We start from the raw sequence: 24,143 nt of genomic DNA on the forward strand, positions 1-24,143 counted from the left end.
TTCTTCTCGAGCTCATCCTGCACTTCAAACCCCGAATCGTTCAGTGCTTGGATGTCGTCTTTCACGGATTTTTTTGCTAACTTAGAAGTATCACCAATCGTAGATAAGTAGGCAAGCAGGTCCTCTAACGTCTTCGGATGATTGTCGTCCGTGTGGCGTTCAAAGAACCGTCTTACTTCGAGTAACCGCTCTCGGTTGTTCACGGTATGTTCCCCTTTCATTTCTGTCTATATAATATGTATAAAGAGACATTATCATGTTATTTCCATGAAATAAAGTTATTTTCCATTACATTTCGTTTAAGGAGGCAATCGTCGCTGTGAAACATTACGCCCACGTCAACGGCACAAAAATCGAATACATCGACCGCGGTCACGGTCCGGTCGTCGTCTTGATTCATGGTACCCAATCATCGAGCCTAGAACCGTACCATGTGGACCGGCTCGTCTTGTCCGGTTTCCGGGTCATTGTCCCGTCCCGGCCAGGTTACGGTGAGACTCCGTACTCATTTTCAGCGACGCCGCAAGCGTTCGCCGAGAACTTGCGACAGCTCATGCATATCATGAACATCGACTCTTATCATGTGTACGGCATCTCGGCCGGTGGTCCGACATCGATTGAGCTCGCGTCACGAAATAACGCAGCGCTCAGCCTCACGCTCGCCGCCGCCGTGACGAGCGAGGTCGATTTCCCGTACCGTCGCTACATCAGTCGAAACATCGCCCAACCTCCATTCATTGCCGCACAGTTCGCGATGAAACAGTTCGTGTTCCGAGCGATTCAAAAACAGCCATTCGAGGCGACGGCTCGGATGATTCAGTCGACGAGCCTCCTCGCGTTAGATGCGATTCGGGATGAAGTGACGCCGTACGACATCTTCTTATTGAAACGTGTCGCCAGTCAGATGGCGTTCGGGCTCGGGGCGCAGTTTGACCTGCGTCAACGTGTCCCGGACGAGGCGTTGCTCGGGGTGACGTGCCCGACGTATATCGTCCATTCAAAAAATGATAAGGCCGTACCCGTGCGACACGCCCATCACGCTAAACGGCTCATCCCGCACGCACAGCTCACGATTTTGAACAGTCCGGGTCACTTGATTTGGATCGGTCGACAAGCCCGAAAGAGCGAGCAACAAATCGAGCGTTTCATCCGTTTTAATTCGTAAGGCACCTGTTCAGGTGTCTTTTTTAGTCTGTTTCGAGTAATTCGATCAGTCGATTTGTCACGTCTACCGGAATGAGGTAAGCCGTGTCTGTATCGTCCGCATCGTAAAGGCTGCTCTCACCGTTCAGTTCATTGAGCCAGAGGTAATAGCGGTCAGTCTCCTCATCTTCGAAGCGGACCTCGAGATCGTATTCCGGTCCGACCACATTGGCGATCCCTGGGATTTTCTCTGCCTCACGAAGCATATCTTCGAATACTTGAATCGCTTCCGGTTCGTCGAACGTGCTGACGTCACCATCTTGGAAGCGACCAAACCCATCCGATTCTGAGACGGTCACCGCTTCAATCCCGTCCGTCCGGAAGTCGTTCGAGCCACAACTAGTCAACGCGAATGCCATGATTGTGATCACCCCGAATTGCCTCATTAATCGCTTCAACAACCATCACCTTGTTTTAGATGTTCACTCACGCTCGAGCAGTCGAATCAACTCGTCTGTCACGTCTGCTGGGACGAGATACACCGTATTCGTATCGGTCACATCCATCATGCTCGTCGGCATGCCTAGGTCGCCGAGCCAGACGTAATAGCGGTCCACCGTCTCACCTTGATAATGGACTTCCACATCATACTCAGGCGTCGCCATATTCACGATTCCCGGTTGCTGTTCAGCATTCCGAATCATGTCCGCGAACACTTTGACGTCTTCGAGCTCGTTATACGTGAGGACATCTCGTTCTTGGAACCGACCAAAGTCGACCGACTCGGCAATCTTCACTTCTGTGACATCTTCAGCGACGAGCTCGTTCGTGTCATATCCCCCAAGTAAGCCGGCTGTCAATGCAGCTATACCCGTCATCCATTTGTCCCGACGTTTCATCTGACTCCACCTCCATATATTGTCGTCTTTCTTTACGAGTGATAGGTGTGATTGGTTTCATCGTTAACGTCTAACATAAAAAGCTTACTTGAAGCGCTCAGTCATCGACTCCTAGCGTCACAATCAAACGATCCGTGACGTCAGAAGCCACTTTATAGAAGATGTGCGTCTCGGTGACGTTCATGAAGACGCTCGGTGTCCCTCTTCGACCGAGCCAAAGTAGATAGCGTTCTGTCACGTCATCTTTATAACGGATTTCAAGATCAAAATCCGGTTCACGCTGAACTGTCGTGTCCATCAACTCGTCCGCGTTGCGAAGCATATCCGCGAACACCTTGATGTCCTGCAGTCGATTGTATTCGACGAGGAACTGCTCGTTGAATCGGGCCCCTCCCACCGATTCAGCGACTTTCACATGATTCATCTCTTCAGCTTCAACTGCCTTGAATCGTTCTCTGCCATACCCATACGGTAGCGTGATTTTTCTCACTTCATTAATGAAATTCAACAGTCTGCCCATCATATTCGGCCTCCTATCTGTCTAATCATTTTACATACGCAAAACGTGCACAGAACGTTTCATTAATATCACGTTAAGCTTTTGACTTCTGCTTCTCCTTAGCCCGTTCTAAAAAGATTGGTAGCACGTTTAATCCGATTGAACTCATCGTCAGCACCCATAGCGCACGCTCCATGCCTGGAACAACGTCCGCTAAAGCCGCCCAGTCTTCCGCTTCGACCCACATCGCAATCAAACTATATTCAGCGCATAGCGTGAGTGCCGTCAGCGACAACGCAATTGCCATCGCCAGTTTGTAGTCTTTCCCAGTGCTGAACGTATACAAGTTGAATAATGTCGCCCCAATAGCGAGTAATCCAAATATAATCCACATCAGAGTATCACTCTCCATTTTTTATGTAATCAATTACCTATTTTTACAGTATCATAAGCAAAACGTGAAATCGTTACATTTTGGAACAACAAAAAAGCCGGGCCGAAGCCCAGCTTTTCCTTATTCATACATCCAACCAGTCAACGTCGCGGTGCCACCCTCATAGCGTAGCCCTTTGTCGAGCTCACTCGGGAACACCCGGAGCGTGGCGACCGCCTCACCGTCATTGACGAAGCATTCGACGCTCGACGAGTCGACGAAGAGGTGGAGCGCATTGACGTCCATCACTTTCGTCCGCGTCGTCCCGAACTCAGTTGCGAACGGCTCACCGGCGTTCGTCCGGTCGATCGTCAACGCACGAGACGCGGCGTCATAACGGATGACGAGCGACTCGTCCTCGACTTGAAGCAGTTCAAGCGTGAAATCTGACCCGTCTGTTGTCAGCTCGAGCTCGTAGCGGTCCGGTGTCTTGGCCGTGAGCGATGTTCCGCTGGCGTTGATGAATTCACGTTGGCGAAGTTTCGCCATCGCCTTCACCGGACGTTGTTTAAGCTCCCCGTTTTCAATCGACAGTTCGCGTGGCAACGTCAACGCATGCGCCCATCCGAACCGGTCCGTCGGGTATTCGATCTCCGGCAATCCCATCCAGCCGACGAGCACGCGACGTCCGTCATGTTCTGTCGTCTGTGGGGCATAGAAGTCAAACCCGAAATCGAGCTCTTCAAACGCGCCGTGTGTGAACGTCAACGTCTCCACATCAAGCTTCCCGATCAAGTAGCCGGACTGATAGATGTTGTGATAGCGATGGCCGTCCGGCTCGATGCCTTGCGGCGAGAAGACGAGGACGTGCTGTCCGTTCAGTTCAAACACATCCGGACACTCCCACATGTAACCGAACGGGTCGAGGCCCGTCTTCACTTCACCGAGGAACGTCCAATCGTTCAAGTCGCTAGAACGATACAAGACGACACATCCGGTCTCATTCTCACGCTGAGCCCCGACGATCGCATAGTAAAAGCCGTTCTCTAGCCATACTTTCGGGTCACGGAAGTGTTCCGTGTATCCGGCCGGCACGTCCGGAATGGCGACGTTTCGTCGTTCGATCTTCCCGTCACGCAGCACACCGATTAATTGCGAGGCGTGACGCGTCCAGTCGTCCGTCCGGTGGTTACCCGTATACATGACGTGGAGCTCACCGTCAGCGACAAAGCCACTGCCTGAATAAGCACCATGCGAATCTTCGGTCGTCTCCGGGACTAACGCCACCCCGCGATCGGTCCACGTGACGAGGTCCGTCGATGTGACGTGATACCAATGTTTCAGACCGTGTACCGGTCCGAGCGGGAACCACTGATAGAACATGTGGTATTCCCCGTTAAAGTACGTAAAACCGTTCGGGTCATTGAGGAGGCCCGTCGGCGGTTGGATATGATATCCGAACCGCCACGGTGAGGCCGCCGTCTTCGCGCGGAGTGTCTCCATGTCGAGGGCACTCACGTCACGCAGCGAACGATAACGTTCCGCCTTCGTCCAAGTCATTCAAATCACTCCTTATTATTATGCGGCTTGTTTGACCGCGTCTTTTTTCGCCTGGCGCTTCGCAAGAACGAACGTCAAGCTGAAGGCGATAGCGAACGAGATCGCCATGCCGATGATATACGATACGATCGATGTCGGTGCAATCGAGATAATCCCTGGCAGACCGGCCGCACCAAGTGCGACAGCGAGGACTTCGCGACCGACGATGAATGCCGAGGCGATCCCTGAACCGATGATGGCCGCGATGAACGGATACCGAAGTTTCAAGTTGACCCCGAACATAGCTGGCTCGGTGATCCCTAGTAGCGCCGAGATACCTGACGCTGAAGCGACACCTTTCATTTTCTTCTCACGTGTCAAGAAGAAGACAGCGAGTGTGGCCGCACCTTGGGCGACGTTTGACATCGCTGCGATCGGGAAGATGAATGAACCGCCCGTACGTGCGATATCGGCGAGAAGTTGCGTCTCGATGGCGATGAAGCTGTGGTGCATCCCTGTGATGACGATCGGTGCGTACAAGAGACCCATAACGAGACCACCGAAGAAGCCGAGTGAGTCGTACGTCCAAACGAGACCATCGATGATCAAGTTACCTGCTTCACGTGTGATCGGTCCGACGAAAGCGAACGTGACGAACGCCGTGATGAGGAGCGAGAGAAGCGGCGTGAGCAAGATGTCGAGTGAGGCCGGCATGAACTTACGGATATTGATTTCAAGTTTTGACAAAATATAAGCCGATACGAGTACTGGTAACACTTGTCCTTGGTAACCGAGCTTCTCGATTTCAAATCCGAGGATATTCCAGACCGGGATGTCGCCGACCGTCGCTTGCGCGTAGGCATTGACAAGATCCGGGTGAACCATGATCATCCCGAGCGCGGCACCGAGATACGGGTTGCCCCCGAACCGTTTGGCCGCGGAGAATCCGATCAGGACGGGCAGGAAGACGAAGGCGGCGTTCGCGAACGTATTGATCATTGCGGCGAGGTCAGCGATACCTGGATACTGGTCGATGAGTGAGCTGCCGTCAAAGAACAAATCAGGCGCCGTGAGCAAGTTGTTGATCCCCATTAAGAGACCACCGGCGACGATGGCCGGGATAATTGGTACGAAAATATCAGATAACATCTTCACGAACTGTTGGAGCGGGTTACCTTTTTTCGCGCCTGCCGATTTAACATCACTTGTCGACATGTCGCCGAGCCCTGTCAATTGGGCGAACTCGGCATAAATTTTATTGACTGTGCCTGTACCGATGATGATTTGATACTGTCCACCCGTCGAGAACGTCCCTTTGACGACGTCGAGCGCGTCAAGTTTCTTCTCGTCGACTTTTGACTCGTCGTTCAAGACGAGTCGGAGCCGGGTCGCGCAATGCGCAGCGGCGGCGACGTTGTCTTTTCCGCCGAGCGCCTCTAAAATCGCTTCTGCTTCTTGTTTGTAGTTCATTCTGGTTTCCCTCCTAGCACGTTTTCAACTCGTTGTTGTGATGGTATGGCTGGAATCGCGCCGTAAGCGGTGCACGTCAAGGCGCCGGTCACGTTCGCATATTCGATATCCTTCTGTAAACGCGTATCATCGACGCCGAGCGTGGCGAGACGGTACAAGTACGCTCCAACGAACGCGTCACCGGCACCTGTCGAGTCAACACTTTCAATTTTGACCGACGGGATGATTTCACTTCCTTCGCTTGTCGCAATGAGCGTCCCGCGTGAGCCGAGCGTGATCGCGACACGCTTCGCGCCGAGTCGTAAGAGCTGTTCGACGGCATCGTCCAGTGAATCGGCTCCCGTCAACAAGTGCGCCTCTTCCTCACTCAACTTGACAAAATCCGCCTCCGCGATGAAGTGGAGTGAATCTTGCTTGAACGCGTCGAGATTTGTCACGAGAGCGTCCCGGTAGTTCGGGTCAAACGAGACGAACAGCCCGTCGCGTTTGGCGAATTGTAGCAACTTGAAGTATGCGTTTTTCAACTCACCGTCAAGGAGCGCCGTTGCCGACCCGAAGTGCACGATGTCTCCCGGCTTGAACGCTGACAAGTCAATCGACTCGAACGCGTAATCGCCGTCGCTCCCGCGGCGGAATGTGAAGTCACGTTCTCCGTCCGCTTGAATGGAAACGAACGCGAACGTCGTGTCGCCTGCCTCGACGAGGTTGTCGATCCCAACCCCGTTCGCAGTTAATGTCTCTTTCAAGAATTGTCCGAACGGATCCGCCCCGACTTGTCCGAGGAAGCTCGATTCGCCTCCATGTTTACTGACGACGGCCGCCACGTTCGCCGGAGCACCTCCCGCTTTTTTCACGAATGTCGTTCCGTTGACAAGGTCGCTCGATGCGTCTTCGCAAACCCAGTCGATCAATAGTTCACCAATGCAATGTACGGTGTTCATCCGTCCACCTCCATGTCTCAATGTATTGCTTCGTACCACTTATCGAACCGGTTCCAAAAACGAATAAAAAATGTTGCGGAACCGGTTCCGCAACACAAATGTAATCGATTTAATTTAAAATGTCAACGCTTTCTCGCAGTTTTAATTCAAAAGTTGTGAACGTTTTCATCGGGATGACATCAGCTGTTAACAACTGGAGAATCATGTCAGCCGCTTTCGCTCCAGTCCTTCGATATGGAAGGTGTACCGTCGTGAGTGATGGATGCAATACTTCTGTGAAGTCATAACCGCCGAACCCACTCACCGAGACGTCGGTCGGTACCGTCTTCCCGCCGTTCGCCAGCCCTTTCAACACCCCTAACGCGATGTTGTCGGTCGCACAGACGATGAGCGTCGACGATGCTTCGCGGGCAATCTGTTCACCGACCGGAATCGCATCCTCGATTTTGAACGTCGTCGTATACGTCTTGACGTTCGCGCCTGCTTCCTGAAAGGCGCGCAAAAAACCATCTCGTCTCGCTTGTCCGACGGCGATATCATATTCTTCGACCCCGACGTAGAGCACGTCCCGATGCCCCCAGTCCATAAACTGTCTGCCGAGAGCATAAGCCGCATCAAAATCGGGATAGATGAGGCTATGCACGTTCTTGTGTTCTTGTCCGATCAACAGGACGGGGATTTGAATATCTTGAATCGCCTGCAAATGACGCGGCGTGACCGTCGTCCCGAGCCAGATGATGCCGGCGACTTTTTGTTTCGCCAAGTTGTACAGCTGTTCAATCTCTCGCTCAGTCTGTTGGGCCGTGTTCACGACGAGCATTTGATAACCTCGTTCAGTTAAATGTTCATCGATGCCCATCATCGTCCGCGAGGCGGCGTATGAATCGAGTCGGGGCACGATGACGCCGATCATCTTCGTTTGTTTTGATTTCAAGCTTTGCGCGAATTGATTCGGTTCATAGTTCGTCTCTTCGATGACCCGTTCAATTTTGTCCCTTGTCGCCTGACCGACCGATCCCCCGTTCAAATAGCGGGAGACGGTGCTCTTGGCGACGCCGGCTAGCTTGGCGATGTCATTGATTGTCACTTGTCTCATCCGAAAACCTCCATACGAAAAAACTGACGCGCTAGACGCCGTCAGTTCAGTGGTTCACTACGTATCGTTTTTTAAAGTTTAAATAAAAGAGTCCGTTCCGTTTCTCGAAGCCGTTCTTCTCGAGCACACGGCGCATCGCTTCTTGGTGCGGGCTCGTCGGCGGAATGCCGGCACGAACCGTATGACCTGCTTTTAAGTCCGACTGTTCGAGCGCGAGGCGTAACCCTTCCGTCGCATACCCGTTGTCTTTATACGGGTCGAACACCATCAAATCAAGTTGATAGACGCGAGCGAGCTTGAGAAGAAGCACTTTACCGACGATTTTCCCGTCGACGAGAAGATCATAATAAAAATCCTCCCCGTAACTATGTTCATCGGCCGAATACACGTGCTCGGTTCCCATCTCGACGAAGATGCCTTTCAACTCTTCAGCTGAAATGCCGTACGAGCTTTCCCCGTATTTTTGAAAATGTTCATATTCGATCTCATCAATCTGACGAATAGGTTGACGCACGATTTCCATCCCGTGCCCTCCTTAACAGTTAGTCCAAAGTCTTTCCACACTCATTATATACGAAGCGCGGTGTGTAGCGCAAAAGATAACCGAAACTCAAACCGGTTCGATATGGATGTGAACCGAATCGACAGCGTGATGGGCATCGAGTTTCCGCTCGATCTCGTCACATAACTCATGTGCTTCCTCGACCGTCAAATCCCCGTCGACCGCGATCGTCACGTCGAGCATGACGTGGTTACCGAGATGGCGTCCTTTAATTTCCCGTACCTCTTTGACCGTTTCGAACTCATCAATCGTTTGTTCATAGGCGCGGACGAGGTCCGGTGAAAAACCGTCTGATAATTGGTGCGTCGCATCCAAAAAGATTTGAATCGCCGTCCGGATGATCATCCCGGCGATTAAGACGGCAAGTACCGTATCCATCCACGGTAATTTAAAGTAAGCGAACAGTACCCCGAGAGTCGCCCCAATCGAGATCATCGCGTCCGCGAGATTGTCTTTCGCCGCCGCTTTCAATGCTAACGATCGTGTCTTTTTCGCCAAGTTCGAATTGTACGCGTACACGCCGAACATGACGAGCGCACTCCCGAAGGCGACGAGTGCCGCGAGCGGGTTCGGTTCCACGTACTCGCCGCCGATCAGGTTGGCCAAACTGTTCAACAAGACGAATACCCCGACGGCGACCATGATGAGCGAGGCCACGAGTGCGGCGAGCGTCTCCATCTTGGCATGACCGTACTTGTGTTCGGCGTCCCGGGGCAACGCGGCGATCCGGATGCCGATATACACCGCGATCGAAGCGATGATGTCGGTCGTATTGTTGAAACCGTCGGCAAGGACGGCCTCTGAATGATAGATGTATCCGAAGACGACTTTTAAAACAGATAAGATCAAATACGTCGTAATGGATAAAATCGCGCCTTTCAGCGCTTTTGGTGGATGATTCGTCGAATCCATCCGACCACCTCCCTTTTTAGCCTCGTTAGTATACCAGGTCGACTTCGAGTGGGTATAGAGAAACAGTGTTTGCCACAACCAAAATAAATGGAATTTATTCCCGGTAGTTTCGTCTTACGAAAAATATGGTAAAGTAAACAAGAAGAGACCCTTGTGGTTAACCCGTAAAAAGAGGTGAAACGTATGTTCACAGAACGCGATGGTATTAAATTACGTTTGGAACAAATTGACAGATTGTTATCAGATTTGAATCGAGAAGCCAAACAGTTGATGGCCCGGCTACGAGAGCTCGACGCAAGCGGTGAGAACCCGCAAGAAGTCTCGCTCAAGCCCGAAGACCGCGACACGTTGAAGTCGTCGATTGACGAGACGCTCGAAGCGCTTCAAAGCCGCTCGAAGCGCCCGATCAACCCGAACGATGAAAAGAAGAAAGAACTCGCCACGCATAAGGCGCTCATCGATGAGTTGTCGGATTTACTCAGCAAGAAAAAGTGAGGCGCCTGATGCGTCTCACTTTTTAAGTTAGGAGATCACTCATGTATATTGTCACGACTTGTCTGCGCCCGACCGAGGCCGTTTTGGAGCGGGCGAAAGCGCATGCGTCAGAACACGGCGTCCGGCTCGTGGACAGACGCAAGCATTCCATTGAAACGTTGATGGCACGGCATCAATCCGGCGTCCTCGTCTTCGACAAACGCCGCGTCGAGTATACGCCGCTCGGCACGAGCGAACCGTTTTTCTTTCATCCGTCGAGCTCCGTTTTTCGCGTCAAGCAGTTGCTGCGCGGTGGCCACGACCCACTCGTCGATATCGCCGGGCTTCAGTCAGGTGACCGTGTCCTCGACTGTACGCTCGGTCTCGGCTCAGACTCGATCGTCATGAGCCACGCTGTCGGAAAAGGCGGGCGTGTCACCGGCATTGAGAGCGAGTTTGTGACGGCGATGCTCGTCCGTGAAGGACTGGCCGTCTGGATAGAAAAAGAAGAGGCGATCAATCAGGCGATGCGCCGAATCGACGTCGTTCACGAAGATGCGCTCCTTTATTTGAAATCATGTGCAACTGATTCGTTTGATGTCGTCTACTTTGATCCGATGTTTGAAAAAACGATTTCAGAATCGGTTCACTTGAACCCGTTACGGTCGCTCGCTAACGATGCCCCTCTCTCTGAAGAACTGATGAGAGAGGCGCATCGCGTCGCTAAAAAACGAATTGTCCTAAAAGCCCACTTTGAGAGTGAGGCGTTTGAACAGTTCGGTTTTACACGGATTTTACGGAAAACATCTAAACTGCATTATGGATATATCGACAAAGAGACCGACTCCCTTTAGGGCATTCTACCTAAATGGGACAATAGTCTCTTTTTTACGTTTCCCTTTTTCTGAATATTGACATTAATCTGACACAAGTCTAACGTTTACTCTAAGCTCACACATTTTCCCATTATTTTCACAGGAGGTAAGTGCAAATGAAAAATCGTTCCATTCGCCGTACGACACTCGCGGCCGTCCTGACGTCAGCGATGACCGTCAGTGCGATTCCGGTCGCAGCAGGCCCGACTAGCGTCGCCCCGTCACTTCCGACGGCAAGCGAGCACGCTCCGTTCGACCATCACATCATCGACGAGGATCGTCTCGCCAAAGCGCTTGAGAAGCGCGGCGTCATCAAAAAGGGCTTATCGGCCACTGAACGTATGAAAGCGGTCGAGGCGTATATCGCCAAGAAGCAAGGCGAAGCGCAAGATCCACATAAACACGATTTAAACGACAAAGCGGCCGCAGCAAAAGAGAAGATACATAACCAGTTCGAGAAAGAGTCGAACCGTCTCCTCGATAAAGCGAAAAAAGGTCAAGCGAACTATCGTAAAGGCAAGCCGAACGGTCAAGTGAAAGTCGACCCGGCCAAACAAGCCGGCTATAACGGCGCCGTTCGAGAAGACAAAGTGCTCGTCCTTCTCGTCGAGTACAGCGATTTCAAACATAACAACGTCGTTCAAGAAGAAGGTTACCTATACAGCGACAACTTCAGCAAAGAACATTATGAACAGTACATGTTCGGCGACGAGTCGTTCGAACTGTTCAACGGCGACAAAGTCCAGACGTTCAAACAGTATTATGAAGAACAGTCCGGCGGCAGTTATACCGTCGATGGGACCGTCTCAGATTGGCTGACCGTTCCAGGTACGGCGAAAGATTACGGTGCCGACCGTGCAACGGGTGGACACGATAACGCTGGTCCGGGTCCGCGCCAGCTCGTCAAAGACGCGTTGAACGCGGCTGTGGCGAACGGGATGAACCTTGCCGAATTCGACGAGTATGATTTATATGACTTAGACGGTGACGGGAACTTCAACGAGCCGGATGGCTTGGTCGATCACTTGATGATCATCCACGCCGGGACAGGCCAAGAAGCTGGCGGCGGCGTCCTCGGAGACGATGCGGTCTGGTCACACCGTTGGGTCGTCGGCAACAGCCCGTACCGCATTGCCGGAACGGAAGCCGCTGTCCCTTACTGGGGCGGTCAAGTCGCAGCGTTTGACTACACGATTCAACCGGAAGACGGTGCCGTCGGCGTGTTCGCCCACGAATACGGTCATGATCTCGGTTTGCCAGATGAGTATGACACGCAATACACAGGACAAGGAGAGCCTGTTCAATCATGGTCGATCATGAGCGGCGGCAGTTGGGCCGGAAAAGTGGCCGGTACTGAGCCGACGAGCTTCTCGCCACAAAACAAAGAGTACTTCCAAAAGTTGATGGGCGGCAACTGGGCCAACATCACGGAAGTCGACCTGGAAGACATCAACGCACAAGGTTTCGTCTCACAACTCGACCAATCGGTGACGAAATCAAATAATCCTGGCCTTGTGAAAATCAACTTGCCGGATAAAAAAGTCAAAGGCATCGAACCGAAGTTCGGGAAGTACTACTACTACTCGACAAAAGGCGATAACTTGCACACCGAACTCGCCATCCCGAGCGTGAAACTCGGCGCTGATGGACAACTCGCTTTCGACACACGTTTTGAAATCGAATACGACTATGACTACTTGTATGTCAAAGCACTTAGCGGTGGCAAAGAAGTCGTCCTCGACGTATACGGTGACGACGATACAGGAAACGACGCCGAATCGACGAACGGAGAATGGGTCCGTAAATCGTATGACTTGTCTCAATTCGCTGGACAAGACGTCTCGATCGTGTTTGAATACGTGACGGACGGCGGTCTCGCCCTTGAAGGGTTCGCTCTCGACAACGTCTCGATCACGTCAGACGGCGCGACATTGTTCTCTGACGACGCGGAAGGCGCGGAAGCGGTCAAATTGAACGGTTTCGTCAAGTCGGACGGTTGGGATGAGAAACCACATTACTACTATTTAGAGTGGCGCAACCATGCCGGCGCTGACACAGGCCTCTTGAACGGCCGCGGCGTCAAATACAACACAGGTCTTGTCGTCTGGTACGGGGACGATTCGTTCTCAGACAACTGGGTCGGTATCCACCCTGGTGAAGGCTTTATCGGTGTCGTCGACTCTCACCCTGAGGCATTGATTGGGAAGTTGAACGGCAAAGACACGGTCGCAGGCAGCACGCGTTACCAAATCGCGGACGCGGCGTTCAGCCTCGACAACACGTTCCCATGGTATATCAATTCACCAAGCCGTGGCATCTACGACTACAAAGCACAACCTGGCGTGAAGCAATTCAATGACGCCAACACGTACATCAACTCGCTGATCCCGGATGCAGGTAAGAAATTACCTAAATACGGTCTCGTCGTCGACGTCGTCGGCGAAGCGAAAGACAACTCGGCCGGTGCCGTTTGGATTCGTAAACAATAAGTGATTGGACCCCGCGCTCCTTCGAGTGCGGGGTCTTATTATTCTAAAAAAGCTTGAAATTGTCGAACGAACTGTGTAACATAATATGTGTAACGCCTCTGTAGGTTAGTGGCAGACCTCAGCAATGGTAATGCTGCAGCACGAGTTCGATTCTCGTCGGAGGCATCAAATATACCGCTCAACCAAGCGGTTCATGGCACTTCCTGTATCTTGCAGGAAGTGCTTTTTGTTTGTCCATGCACTGTTTTTGCCCAGGAGCTGTTTGTCGAACGAGTCCAATCGATGTCAAATGAATCAGATATCAATGACGGAGTGCTCATCCATCAATACCGTAAAGATCGGCCGCCTGTTTCGGGAGCGACACCGTTATTTGCGTATACGTGACCTCTTTGTAATGGGATGTCACGTATTGAATTGTAGCCATGAATGTAACTTTGATAGACGACAAAAAACGCCCCGAAGGACGCTCATTTGCTCATTACTAGTCATTTAATTTGTTTTCTTTAGCTTGATAGCTTTCATTAGGTGATAAAAAGAATACGATAGACAATACAAAAAGCACTACTGGAAATGTCACTAAAGAAATATCAAATTTAACAGAACTAATGGCATATTCTCCATACAAATAAATTGTCATCCATAAAGAGCAACACAATAAAATTACTGCCGATATAACTTTCATCCTTCTCCCACCTTTCCATATAAATTATAACTCATAATTTAAGCGACTTTTGATTCATTCCTAAAATATACAATATTGTTATTATAACAACTAAATAAGAAAACATAGGCGTTTATAATTACAAAAATAATCTTTATTTAACAAATATGGGTATATGTAGTGTAGATGCTACAATACACGTGATGAAACGAAAGGAGTGATAATAGTGTTAGATATTTTATTCCTGCTGTCGGGTACTGCGTTAGCTATTTCTTTTCTTCTCCACTCTGCGACAAAAGGTGAGATTAAAAAGGATAATGAGTTGCAGCGCGTTCCTACGAAGAAAATGCTCAAAATGAGAAAAGTGACTGGACAAATGATGGGTGTGTCCGGAGCAATTTTATTTTTTGCATTTGCAATTAACCTTTCTTCGCCGGCTCAGGATATCGGCACGTCTGAAGCTACGACTGTTGAAGCAACCGAGACCGAGTCAGATCATCAAGAAGAACAAGCGAAGCTAGGGCCCTACTCCGTAGCGGCAATTCCAAATAACGTCCCTCCTTCTTACATTATGCAATACAAGGAACTTGCGGACATCATCTCTCGAGCAGACGCCACTCTAAGATTGATCAAGAATACGATTAATAAATGCGAAGCCCCCTGCCCGAAGCCATTATCTGAAATCGAGCAACAGTTCCTTTTACTAAGTGATGTTATTGATAAAACACGTAATGAATTGTTTCGAGGTTCCGAAATAGCGCGTGTAATGGCTGAGGAGAATCCTCAAGGCCTTGATGCATTGAAGCTTTATGAGCTACAACAAGATTTGATTTCTACCGAATACTCCCTTGAAACAATGCAACTAGCTGACTCTTGGGAGTCTTGGGAAGAACCAATTGAATATGCAGAGAGTACACGAACAAAACGCTTATATAAAATTAAGTTAGGAGAAACTGTCTTACCTATAGAAAGCACGTCAACAAGTAAGGCGTCAGAAGAAAAAGAAACTTCTGATCAAGATTTTGAGATAAGCGAAAACGGTAACATTTTCGTTGGAAAACCTTTCAATCATCAACAGCTATATGAGCTCAATGTCAGTAATGAAATTACGGTTGACTCCGCTATCGATATGACATATGAGATGATTGGAAATATATATGTATGCGCAAAATTGTGTAAAGACTATCCTGTAAGTGATGTGCAACTTAATCTTTCATTCATTAAAGAAGATACTCTGAACATTATTGAATCATTGAAAACAATGTCTGACTTAATGTATATTTTATCCGATTCAAATACACCTAATATAGACCCTAAAGAGGCCATCCGAATTGCTGAACAACTTTCAATCGCTGAAGAAAGAATGAATATATTGCTTACAAAAAACGATTGGGCTAACTGGGACGAACCCGGAAACTATGCTCACGATTTGATTTCTTATCTCGAAACCTTGAGAGGGAATCTCGCTTTCTAAAATGCTAAATTTGTGCACAGCATTGTGCACACTTACCGCCCATGCACAGGCGAAATCACAGTTTTTATCACCAAATTCTTACAGATTCTCAGACCCTACATCCGATTCAACGCGATTTCATGACGTTTCACATTCCCACGAAAAACCAAAATAGAAATGGTAATGTTGCAGCACGAGTTCGATTCTCGTCGGAGGCATCAAACATACCGCTCATTAAAGCGGTTTAAAGCACTTCCTGTTTATGACAGGAGGTGCTTTCTTTTTTCCCGTTCCCACTTTCATGATTTTCGTGTCGTGGCGAAGTTTTTTCGAATCAATTTCAATTTGTCGAACGATTCCAAACGATGTTTGATGAATCAGGTAGCATTGATGTACTTTTTATAAATCAATGTCGCATCTTGTATTGTTTCGATGAGTGTTATAAGGGGTGGCTCTCACGGCGTTCATCCGACGGCGCCGTAGACTCCTTAGGGATCAGCGAGCAGATGGAGACACAGCAGCGACAGCGTCGCGATGCGGCTCCTTGCTCGCCCCTAGGAAAGCGGAGGCGCCATGTGGATGAGCAAAAACATTCAATTAGTCAAAAATCTGAAGCAATCGTCTTTTGAACGGTCGCTTTTTGTGTTGTCTTGACAAGCATTCGTGACGTATATAAACTTGAAAAGTTAAAAGTACTTATTTGATTCGGAAGGAGCAACATCCCAATGCTTAATGAATGGTTATGGATTCCTTCTGCCTTGCTCACTCTCGGCCTCCTCGTCCTCAGCTACAAGTTGTTCGGACGTGTCGGACTGTTTGCCTGGATCGCGATGGCGTCAGTCGTCGCCAACATCCAAGTGACGCAGCAGATTGTAATCGGCGGTTTCATCTTCACACTCGGGAATATCGTTTACGGTTCCCTTTATTTAGCGACAGACATCTTGAACGAGAAATACGGCCGTCATACGGCACGTAAAGGCGTTTGGCTCGGTTTCTTCATCTTGATCGTCTCGACGGTGCTCATGCAGTTCGCTCTCCTTTACGAACCGTTTGAAGAAGCGCTGTTCATGCATGAAAGTTTCGAGGCGTTGTTCTCGATGCTCCCGCTCATCACGCTCGGTAGTCTCGCGGCCTATCTCGTCTCGCAACTGTTTGACGTCTTCATCTACTCAAAAATTCGGGCGAAGACCGGCGAGAAGAAGCTATGGCTCCGTACGACCGGCTCGACCGTCGTGTCCCAGTTCATCGATACGCTCACGTTCTGTACGATCGCCTTCTGGGGCATGGAATGGGACATTTGGTGGAATATCTTCGTTACGACTTACGTCGCGAAATTCGTCATCGCATGGATGGCGACACCGTTCATGTATTATGCGAAACGGACAGAACCACAAAACGACGAAGCAGAAAAAGCAGCATAATAAATACCGCAGCCAAATTCGGCTGCGGTATTTATTTAGCCTTGATATGCAGACGAACGGCATACGGTCTCGCATCTTCGAGCGACGACGTCTCGCGACAAACGGTGAGCGCCATGTACGCGTCAATCGCCAACGCTTCGATGGCCTCTTCTGTCGCTTCGACTTCTAGTATGGTGTAGGGCGGCAACTGTTCGAGCTTGATCCACTGCCCGTGTAAGTTCTTCGCATAAATGATCGGTTCGTCGATCGAATAGCGTCGGAGTAAGTCTTTGACGTTCATGTGGTCCCCCTCCTTCACCAACACATCCTGTGTACTCCCATTATAGAAAGCGCTTCCGTTTCTGTAAACCGCGTCCGGATCACTTTACGGGGATTCCCGCTTCACTTTCCTTAAAATCGAACCGATAATGCTAGTAGAGAAATGAGGTGAACCGATGCGTTATCGACGCCAAGAGACATTCCGTTACATCTTACCGAACCCTCGATTTGTTCCGTATCGCCTCGTTTGGGAAGACAAAGAACTTCATGATGGAGAAGGCATGCTGTTGAACATTAGCGCCCACGGCTTGAAGCTGCGATGCGATTATTTATTTCCTTTGTCCGATGGTTTGAAAGTAAAAGTCGTTCTCGAACTCGTGCCGATGTTGCAAGCGATCGAAGTGACCGGGCACGTCCGGCATCGCAGTCAAATGGGCAGCATGTACGACTACGGTATTTTACTTGAAACGACCTCTGACGAGACACAACAGCTCGTCACGATGATCAAATCATACGCCCGCGAGAATAAATGAGAACGTGTCCCCGGACACTTTCTCATTTTTCGTTATCCGAAAACAGGGTATACTAGTTGAAACAGAACTTGACGTGAGGTGTCGGCATGACTAGAAAATTTTTATTGATCCCTTGGGCCGTTGCTATCGCCATCGCGCTCCTCGGTCCGAACGAACCCTTCTCGAGCCGCTTTCTGCTCGATTTTTTAACGTATAACACGGAAGCGTACGAAGGCTACTCTTTGTCTTTGTTCAGCATCCTGGGCGTGTATCCCCTCGCCTTGTTCCCGCTGTTATGGTCTGAAGTGAACCAGCTGCGACCGAATCCGCTCTTGCCCGCTGCGACCGGGTTCGTCGTCGGCGGATTTATCATCGCACCTTACTTGGCGTTCGCCCGCCAAGCCCCTTATCCGACGCCAATCAAACCGTTGCCGACGCGACTGCTCGGTGTCGCCTTGCTCCTCGTCACGATCGGTCTCTTCATTGCGGCCGCAACGACAGGGGACGTCGGGACGTATTGGTCATATGTCGAGCAGAACCAGTTCGTCCGGACGATGACCGTCGACTTCTTCTTGCTCGCGTTCATTCAAATCACGCTCATGAACCGAGATGCAAAGCGATACAAGATGAGTTTGTGGCCACTTCCTTATATCCCGCTATTTGGACTTTTGTTCTGGCTCATCATCCGCCACAAACAACCGTTCAATGAAGCACCGCCGCAGCGTACCAGACATGCTTAATCAACGCCCTGTCGCACCTACTCGGTGACGATAGGGCGTTCGTGTATCTTCATCGCAACGATTGAGGTATGATGGGTGTTGAGACTTCAACGTCTAATACGACCGCAACAGAAAGTAGGTAGGAGATCATGCGTTTTTTTAAAGTCATGACACACACGAACGACAAACAAGAGGAAGTCATCCTCAGTGAATATCACAAAGTACCAGAGAAGCGAGTCGATCAGTTCTTGAAAGAGATGCTCGAACTCGATATGTATGAAGAGAACGTGACGCTCAAAGAGTGTCAAGTCGCAAAAGACCGCTGGGAATGCCCGGTCGGGGACTTTGTGATCGTCGAGTACTTCAACGAAAAAGAGTTCGACCGATTGAATGAATTCAAAGTCGTCAAGAAAAAATGAATGCGAAAGGAGAGGACCTAATCAAAGGCCCTCTCCTTTTTTATTCGTTATCGTCGTCCGGGTCCGGGTCAGGGTGTTGTGTCGGAGCCGGTTTTTTAGCGGGGTCTGATTGTTCGTCTGGCTCTGGATCTGGGTGGACCCCTGGTTGTGATTCGTCACGTTTCATGAAGCAACCCTCCTTTGCGATAGTTGTTTGTTTCCACGTTTTAAAAAACTTGAAACGTCAGTGGATGTTCTTATCGCCGATGACACGGCGTGAGATGGCCTTCTCGATTTCGACGATCACAAAGACGATGAGACCGAAGACGACCGGATAGAGCCAGTCCCCGAGGTCGAGGGCCGCCGTCCCGAACAACGTATGCATGAACGGCACGTACGTGATGAACAACTGTAGTGCGATCAAAAGTCCCGAGACGAGGAACGCGATCTTGTTATCAAAGAAGTGACGGTTGAACGCCGGCGCCAGTTCCGTCCGGCAGTTGTATAAGTGGAACAGTTGCGCCATAACGATCGTATTGAGCGTGATCGTCTGCAACTTCGCCGTCGAGAAGTCATAATCGGCGAGCAGATAGTTGATAGCAAGACTTCCGCCACCGATCAAGATCGATACGAAGATGATGCGGAAAACGTAATACTTACTCAAGAGCGGTACGTTCGCCGGGCGCGGCGGCCGTTTCATCGTTCTCTCTTCGAGCGGTTCGAACGCGATCGCGAGTGACAATGTGATGGCGACGACCATGTTGACCCAAAGGATTTGTACCGGACTGAGCGGGGCGGCCGCCCCGAGCAGGATACTCATCGCGACGAGGAGTGCTTGTCCCCCGTTCGTCGGAAGGAGGAACAAAATCGTCTTTTTCAAGTTGTCATAGACGCGGCGTCCTTCTCGGACGGCGTTGTAGATCGTCTTGAAATTGTCATCGACGAGTACCATCTGCGAGGCTTCTTTCGCGACTTCCGTCCCTTTGATCCCCATCGCGACGCCAATGTCGGCTCGTTTCAACGCCGGAGCGTCATTCACCCCGTCACCGGTCATCGATGTGATCAGACCGTTCTGTTGCAGCCCTTTGACGAGTCGGAGTTTATCGTGCGGGCTTGTCCGCGCAAACACGTCGTTGTGAATCGAAGCTTCTTTGATCTCTTCGTCGGACATGTTCGTCAACTCTTTCCCTTCGAGCGCCCCTTCCACTTCCATACCGAGTTCACGGGCGATGGCAACGGCTGTATCTTTATGGTCACCAGTGATCATCTTGATCCGAATACCGGCGTCTCGACAAGCTGCGACCGCTTCGATCGCCTCAGGACGCGGCGGATCGACAATTCCGTACAGCCCAAGGAACGTGACGCCATCTTCGACGTCTTCATGGTCGACCGACTCTTTCGAACGATCGACGCGCTTGAACCCGCCTCCGAGCACGCGTTGACCGCGGTCGGCGATTTCTTTTCGTTTCTCATCCCAATATGACCGGTCAAAGTCACCGTTCTCCGCCATGTCGAACAGACGATCCGGTGCTCCTTTAATGAAAATCATCCGCTCGTCTTTATAGTCGACGAGGGTGGCCATGTATTTGTACTCCGAGTCAAACGGAATTTTCGAGATGACTTTCAACCGTTCGATCGGTTGTTCCGCTTTTTCTGCGAGAGTTAAGAGGCACGCCTCGGTCGGATCACCGTTGACGACCCATTTGCCTTCCTCTTGATAGAGCTGGGCGTCATTACACGTCTTCCCGACGGTGAGCAAATCAATCATCGACTCATCATCGTCTAGGTCAAACGGCTGGCCGTTAATCTCAAGGTCACCATCCGGGGCGTACCCGCTTCCGGACACTTCGATGTCATGATTGGCCGTGACGACTTGTTTGACAGTCATCTCATTTTTTGTGAGAGTCCCTGTTTTGTCGGTGCAGATGACCGAGACCGCGCCTAACGTCTCAACTGACGGCAGACTGCGGACGATCGCTTTCTTCTCGGCCATATTCCGGACACCGAGCGCGAGGATGATGGAAATAACGGCTGGAAGTCCTTCCGGGATTGCCGCGACGGCAAGACCGATCGTCGTCAGCATTAGCTCGATCGGGTCATAGTCACGGAAGAAATACCCGAACGCATAAATCGCAATCGAGATGACGAGAATCGCGATTGAAACAGTTTGCCCGAACTTCGTCGTTTGACGGATGAGCGGTGTTTTGACGGTCTCGACTTCTGCAATCGAGGCGTTGATTTTTCCAAGTTCTGTTCCTTCCCCGATCGAGGTGACGAGCGCTTTCGCGCTTCCTGTCGCGACACTCGTACCCGAATAGATCATGTTCTTCCGGTCTCCGAGCACGGCATCTTCCGGCACGACTTGAATTTTCTTCTCGACCGTCGTCGCTTCACCGGTCAGTGCCGACTCTTCGACTTTGAACTTTTCTGCTTGGATGACGCGGGCATCGGCCGGTACTTTATCTCCGGCTGCGAGCACCATCACGTCCCCGACGACGAGGTCGCTCGAGTCCACTTGGATTTGTTTGCCGTCCCGGACGACGCTCGCTTTCGTTTCGAGCAACTTTTTGATCCCTTCGAGCGCCTGTTCGGCTTTGTTCTCTTGAAGGTAACCCACGACGGCGATAATCGTGACGACGAGCAAGATGACGATCGTATCGATATACTCCCCGAGTACACCGGTCACGACGGCCGCACCGAGTAGGACGTAGACGAGGACGTCATTGAACTGTCTTAAAAATTTGATGATTTCAGGCGTCTTCTCCTTCTCGGGCAACACGTTCTTCCCATATTGCTCTTGGCGGCTCGATACTTCGCTTTTCGATAGGCCATGTTCAACATCAGTTTCGAGACTCTCCCTCACCGCTTCTGGTTCGAGGGCATGCCAGTGCTTATTCTCGATCTCCATCTCTGCTTCTCCTCCTCAATTGCATCTATCTAAATGTACTTCTACTTCCTGTTTCCCACTCCGACACGTACTGACACATTTTCACATCTTTTTTCAGCACATCTTCACAAATAGACGCCTACAATTTTCCAATCAACTGAATGGAAACGTTATCATCAAACTTTCTCATGTCAGTTCGTTGAAATGGCTTTACAGGAACGGCCGAATGATTAAATATAGAAGAAATACAAACAGAGAGAAAGAGGTACACACCATGGTTATCGTTCAAGGTATCGCACTTTTACTGTTGATTCTTGCGCTGTTCACATTATTCAGCTACAAAGCTCCGTTCGGCATGAAAGCGATGGGCGCCCTCGCCGGTGCCGCCATCGCCAGTTTTCTAGTCGAGGCGTTCAACGCCTATGCGATCGGCGGGCTGTTGCCGTTGCCACTCTATGAGCAAGTCGGTCAAGCGGCAGGTTCGCTCTCGGGACCAGCAGCGGCTGCCCTCGTCGCGATCGCGCTCGGGATCAATCCGGTTTATGCGCTCATGCTTGGGCTTTCTGTATCCGGCTTCGGGATTTTACCAGGCTTCTTTGCCGGTTATATCCTCGGTCTTCTCGGACGTCGCCTCGACAAACATTTACCGGCCGGTGTCGACATGATCTTTTATGTCATCATCATGGCGCCGCTCGCCCGACTCGTCGCCATCGGGGTCGACCCGCTCGTCTCGAACACGCTCGCTCAAATCGGGGCGGTCATTGAACTTGCGGCCACTCAAAACCCGATCGTCATGGGCCTCGTCCTAGGCGGAATCGTCACGGTCGTCTCGACCTCGCCGCTCAGTTCGATGGCGCTGACGGCGATGCTCGGTCTGACTGGCGTGCCGATGGCAATCGCCGCTCTCGCATTGACGGCATCGATTTCGATGAACTTCTTGTTGTTCAAGCGTTTGAACATCGGGACGAAGAAAGATCAGCTGTCGGTCGCAATCGAGCCGCTCACGCAAGCTGACCTCATCTCGGCCAACCCGATCCCGATTTATAGCGTAAACTTCGTCGGGGGCGCCGCCGCCGGACTCGTCGTCGCGATGACCGGCATGGTCAACAACGCGCCCGGTTCTGCCGCAGGAGTGCCGGGACTGCTCGTTATGTACGGGTTCAATGATTGGCAAACCGTCACGGTGACAGCCGTCATCGTCTTCAGTATCGGGATTGTCGCCGGACTCGTCGGGAGCAAGCTGTTCAAAAACTTCCCGATCGTCTCCGAAAGTGAGAAACAAATTGAAACAGAAGATGCCGCTTGAACTACCTCCACCTCCGCTTCGCTAAGAGGTGGAGGATTCCTGGGTCATCCGGTCTAACGACCGGAACCTGGCCAGGCTAGCCCCGTCGTCCCGACGGTTGAAGAAGCCAAGATACGTTCAGCTTCTAATTTCAAGTTCATCCCCGCGTTGATATCTCGGTCATGATGGACCCCGCAATTCGGGCATGTCCACTCACGCAGACCAAGATGCTTCACGTCCTTGTGTCGATGGCCGCAACCCGAACAGAGCTGGCTCGAGGCGAAGGTCTTCCCGACCTTCACGACGGTCTTCCCGTACCAGTCCGCCTTGTATGCGAGCATGCGGAAGAACGCCGACCAACTGACATCGGAGATCGCTTTGCTGAGCGTGCGGTCCTGCTGCATGTCCTTCACCTCCAGCGTCTCGATGCCGATGACGTCGTGGTTTTTGACGATCTCGGTCGATACCTTGTGCAGGGAGTCGGTACGCTTGTTGCCGATTTTCTCATGGATGCGGGCGACCTTGCGCTTCTGCTTCTGATAGTTCTTGGCCTCCGACAGCTTGATGTTCCGGTTCAGGGCGATGAGCCGACGACGGGAGAGCTTGCGCTGCTCGCGCGCCAGCCTCTTCTCGAGCGAACGGAAGTATCGATCGTTTTGGTACACCGTGCCGTCGGACAGGACGGCGAAGTGCTTGAGCCCGACGTCGACGCCGATCGTGGAGCCGGTCTTCGGCAGCTCGTCGATCTCCTGCTCGACACACAGGGAGACGAAGTACTTGCCCGTCGCGTTACGTCGGATCGTGGCGTTCAAGATGCGGCCCTCGACCCTCCGCGAGTTCGCGAACCGGACCCACTTCAGCTTCGGGAGTTTGAGCCGGTTCCCGACGATCGACACCTCGGGAAGTTGGCACTTGCCTTGGACGTTCGTCGTGTAGGATTGGACGGGGTTCCGCTTCGACTTGAACCGTGGACGTTCGGCATGCCCCTTGAAGAAGCGGTCGTACGCCTCGGCCAGATGTTTGACGCTGTTTTGCACAGACGTGCTGTCCACTTCCTTCAACCAGTCGAATTGTTGCTTCAACAAAGGGATTTCTTTCGAACAAGAGCCGTAGGACAGTCCTTTTCCGGTCACCTTGTAGGTTTCTTCCCACTTCGCCAAGAAGTGGTTGAAGACGAAGCGTGAACAGCCGATCGTCTTGGCGATCAGGATCTCCTGTTCCGTTGTCGGATAGATCCTGAATTGATACGCCTTATGCTTCAACATGATGTCCACCCC

The 24,143-nt window shown here is 51.1% G+C and carries 24 protein-coding genes, 1 tRNA gene and 1 pseudogene; 11 read left to right on the forward strand and 15 right to left on the reverse strand.

Features of this window, described 5'->3' with window-relative positions:
* A pseudogene (locus tag JJU47_RS09855) lies at positions 1–203 on the reverse strand (helix-turn-helix transcriptional regulator); the annotation flags it as partial.
* A gap of 116 nt (positions 204–319) precedes the next feature.
* Here JJU47_RS09855 and JJU47_RS09860 point away from each other — a divergent pair.
* Positions 320–1,165 (forward strand): alpha/beta fold hydrolase, encoded by an 846-nt coding sequence (locus tag JJU47_RS09860; RefSeq protein ID WP_228618795.1) that lies wholly within the window; start codon positions 320–322, stop codon positions 1,163–1,165.
* A gap of 22 nt (positions 1,166–1,187) precedes the next feature.
* Here JJU47_RS09860 and JJU47_RS09865 read toward each other — a convergent pair whose 3' ends face one another.
* The 10 genes from JJU47_RS09865 to JJU47_RS09910 all read right to left on the reverse strand — a co-directional run bounded on the left by JJU47_RS09865 (position 1,188) and on the right by JJU47_RS09910 (position 9,434).
* Positions 1,188–1,574 carry a YhfM domain-containing protein gene (locus JJU47_RS09865; protein ID WP_228618798.1) on the reverse strand — a complete coding sequence of 129 codons (387 nt, stop codon included), beginning with the start codon at positions 1,572–1,574 and terminating at the stop codon, positions 1,188–1,190.
* Positions 1,575–1,625: 51 nt separating this feature from the next.
* On the reverse strand, positions 1,626–2,042 hold the full coding sequence (locus JJU47_RS09870) for a YhfM domain-containing protein (RefSeq protein WP_228618800.1): 417 nt from the start codon (positions 2,040–2,042) through the stop codon (positions 1,626–1,628).
* 97 nt (positions 2,043–2,139) lie between these two features.
* Positions 2,140–2,562, reverse strand: a complete 423-nt coding sequence (locus JJU47_RS09875; protein ID WP_228618802.1) for a YhfM domain-containing protein — start codon at positions 2,560–2,562, stop codon at positions 2,140–2,142.
* Positions 2,563–2,635: 73 nt separating this feature from the next.
* Complete coding sequence (locus JJU47_RS09880; protein WP_228618804.1) at positions 2,636–2,935, reverse strand: hypothetical protein; 300 nt, start codon at positions 2,933–2,935, stop codon at positions 2,636–2,638.
* Positions 2,936–3,055: 120 nt separating this feature from the next.
* Positions 3,056–4,474 (reverse strand): glycoside hydrolase family 32 protein, encoded by a 1,419-nt coding sequence (locus JJU47_RS09885; protein ID WP_228618806.1) that lies wholly within the window; start codon positions 4,472–4,474, stop codon positions 3,056–3,058.
* An 18-nt stretch (positions 4,475–4,492) separates the two neighbouring features.
* Positions 4,493–5,923: a sucrose-specific PTS transporter subunit IIBC gene (locus JJU47_RS09890; protein ID WP_228618809.1), complete on the reverse strand. Its 1,431-nt coding sequence runs from the start codon at positions 5,921–5,923 to the stop codon at positions 4,493–4,495.
* A complete protein-coding gene (locus JJU47_RS09895; protein WP_228618811.1) occupies positions 5,920–6,864 on the reverse strand; it encodes a carbohydrate kinase family protein in 945 nt (314 codons plus the stop codon). The genes JJU47_RS09890 and JJU47_RS09895 overlap by 4 nt, the downstream gene beginning before the upstream one ends.
* 109 nt (positions 6,865–6,973) lie before the next feature.
* The gene (locus JJU47_RS09900; protein WP_228618813.1) at positions 6,974–7,960 is read right to left on the reverse strand and encodes a LacI family DNA-binding transcriptional regulator; all 987 of its coding nucleotides are present in this window, start codon (positions 7,958–7,960) and stop codon (positions 6,974–6,976) included.
* Between the two features lie 46 nt (positions 7,961–8,006).
* Entirely contained in the window at positions 8,007–8,483 is a 477-nt protein-coding gene (locus tag JJU47_RS09905; RefSeq protein WP_228618816.1) for a GNAT family N-acetyltransferase, read from the reverse strand.
* A gap of 87 nt (positions 8,484–8,570) precedes the next feature.
* Positions 8,571–9,434, reverse strand: coding sequence for a cation diffusion facilitator family transporter (locus tag JJU47_RS09910; RefSeq protein ID WP_228618819.1), 864 nt, complete (start codon positions 9,432–9,434; stop codon positions 8,571–8,573).
* Between the two features lie 183 nt (positions 9,435–9,617).
* Between JJU47_RS09910 and JJU47_RS09915 the strand changes: the two genes are divergently transcribed.
* The 6 genes from JJU47_RS09915 (at position 9,618) to JJU47_RS09940 (ending at position 16,807) form a co-directional block, all read left to right on the forward strand.
* Entirely contained in the window at positions 9,618–9,929 is a 312-nt protein-coding gene (locus tag JJU47_RS09915; protein WP_034807168.1) for a hypothetical protein, read from the forward strand.
* Positions 9,930–9,970: 41 nt separating this feature from the next.
* On the forward strand, positions 9,971–10,762 hold the full coding sequence (locus JJU47_RS09920) for a class I SAM-dependent methyltransferase (protein ID WP_228618823.1): 792 nt from the start codon (positions 9,971–9,973) through the stop codon (positions 10,760–10,762).
* Positions 10,763–10,899: 137 nt separating this feature from the next.
* The gene (locus JJU47_RS09925; RefSeq protein ID WP_228618825.1) at positions 10,900–13,272 is read left to right on the forward strand and encodes an immune inhibitor A domain-containing protein; all 2,373 of its coding nucleotides are present in this window, start codon (positions 10,900–10,902) and stop codon (positions 13,270–13,272) included.
* 94 nt (positions 13,273–13,366) lie between these two features.
* Positions 13,367–13,437 (forward strand) — tRNA-Thr (locus JJU47_RS09930).
* A 722-nt stretch (positions 13,438–14,159) separates the two neighbouring features.
* Positions 14,160–15,407 (forward strand): hypothetical protein, encoded by a 1,248-nt coding sequence (locus JJU47_RS09935; protein ID WP_228618828.1) that lies wholly within the window; start codon positions 14,160–14,162, stop codon positions 15,405–15,407.
* 704 nt (positions 15,408–16,111) lie between these two features.
* Complete coding sequence (locus JJU47_RS09940; RefSeq protein ID WP_228618830.1) at positions 16,112–16,807, forward strand: queuosine precursor transporter; 696 nt, start codon at positions 16,112–16,114, stop codon at positions 16,805–16,807.
* A 31-nt stretch (positions 16,808–16,838) separates the two neighbouring features.
* Here JJU47_RS09940 and JJU47_RS09945 read toward each other — a convergent pair whose 3' ends face one another.
* On the reverse strand, positions 16,839–17,087 hold the full coding sequence (locus JJU47_RS09945; protein WP_228618832.1) for a hypothetical protein: 249 nt from the start codon (positions 17,085–17,087) through the stop codon (positions 16,839–16,841).
* A gap of 154 nt (positions 17,088–17,241) precedes the next feature.
* On the opposite strand from JJU47_RS09945, the gene JJU47_RS09950 reads away from it, so the two are divergent.
* The 3 genes from JJU47_RS09950 (at position 17,242) to JJU47_RS09960 (ending at position 18,715) form a co-directional block, all read left to right on the forward strand.
* Positions 17,242–17,598 carry a PilZ domain-containing protein gene (locus tag JJU47_RS09950; protein ID WP_228618835.1) on the forward strand — a complete coding sequence of 119 codons (357 nt, stop codon included), beginning with the start codon at positions 17,242–17,244 and terminating at the stop codon, positions 17,596–17,598.
* A gap of 86 nt (positions 17,599–17,684) precedes the next feature.
* On the forward strand, positions 17,685–18,317 hold the full coding sequence (locus tag JJU47_RS09955) for a hypothetical protein (protein ID WP_228618837.1): 633 nt from the start codon (positions 17,685–17,687) through the stop codon (positions 18,315–18,317).
* 128 nt (positions 18,318–18,445) lie between these two features.
* The gene (locus tag JJU47_RS09960; RefSeq protein ID WP_228618840.1) at positions 18,446–18,715 is read left to right on the forward strand and encodes a hypothetical protein; all 270 of its coding nucleotides are present in this window, start codon (positions 18,446–18,448) and stop codon (positions 18,713–18,715) included.
* A gap of 40 nt (positions 18,716–18,755) precedes the next feature.
* On the opposite strand, the gene JJU47_RS14630 is transcribed toward JJU47_RS09960, so the two are convergent.
* The gene (locus tag JJU47_RS14630) at positions 18,756–18,881 is read right to left on the reverse strand and encodes a hypothetical protein (protein ID WP_300997809.1); all 126 of its coding nucleotides are present in this window, start codon (positions 18,879–18,881) and stop codon (positions 18,756–18,758) included.
* 57 nt (positions 18,882–18,938) lie between these two features.
* Positions 18,939–21,602, reverse strand: coding sequence for a cation-transporting P-type ATPase (locus JJU47_RS09965; RefSeq protein ID WP_228618842.1), 2,664 nt, complete (start codon positions 21,600–21,602; stop codon positions 18,939–18,941).
* Between the two features lie 253 nt (positions 21,603–21,855).
* Here JJU47_RS09965 and JJU47_RS09970 point away from each other — a divergent pair, with 253 nt between their 5' ends.
* Positions 21,856–22,887: a PTS sugar transporter subunit IIC gene (locus JJU47_RS09970; protein ID WP_228618845.1), complete on the forward strand. Its 1,032-nt coding sequence runs from the start codon at positions 21,856–21,858 to the stop codon at positions 22,885–22,887.
* A 53-nt stretch (positions 22,888–22,940) separates the two neighbouring features.
* Here JJU47_RS09970 and tnpB read toward each other — a convergent pair whose 3' ends face one another.
* Complete coding sequence (tnpB, locus tag JJU47_RS09975) at positions 22,941–24,131, reverse strand: IS200/IS605 family element RNA-guided endonuclease TnpB (RefSeq protein ID WP_228618847.1); 1,191 nt, start codon at positions 24,129–24,131, stop codon at positions 22,941–22,943.
* Between the last annotated feature and the right edge of the window lie 12 nt (positions 24,132–24,143).

Source organism: Exiguobacterium sp. (assembly GCF_020832205.1).
Taxonomy (GTDB): domain Bacteria; phylum Bacillota; class Bacilli; order Exiguobacteriales; family Exiguobacteriaceae; genus Exiguobacterium.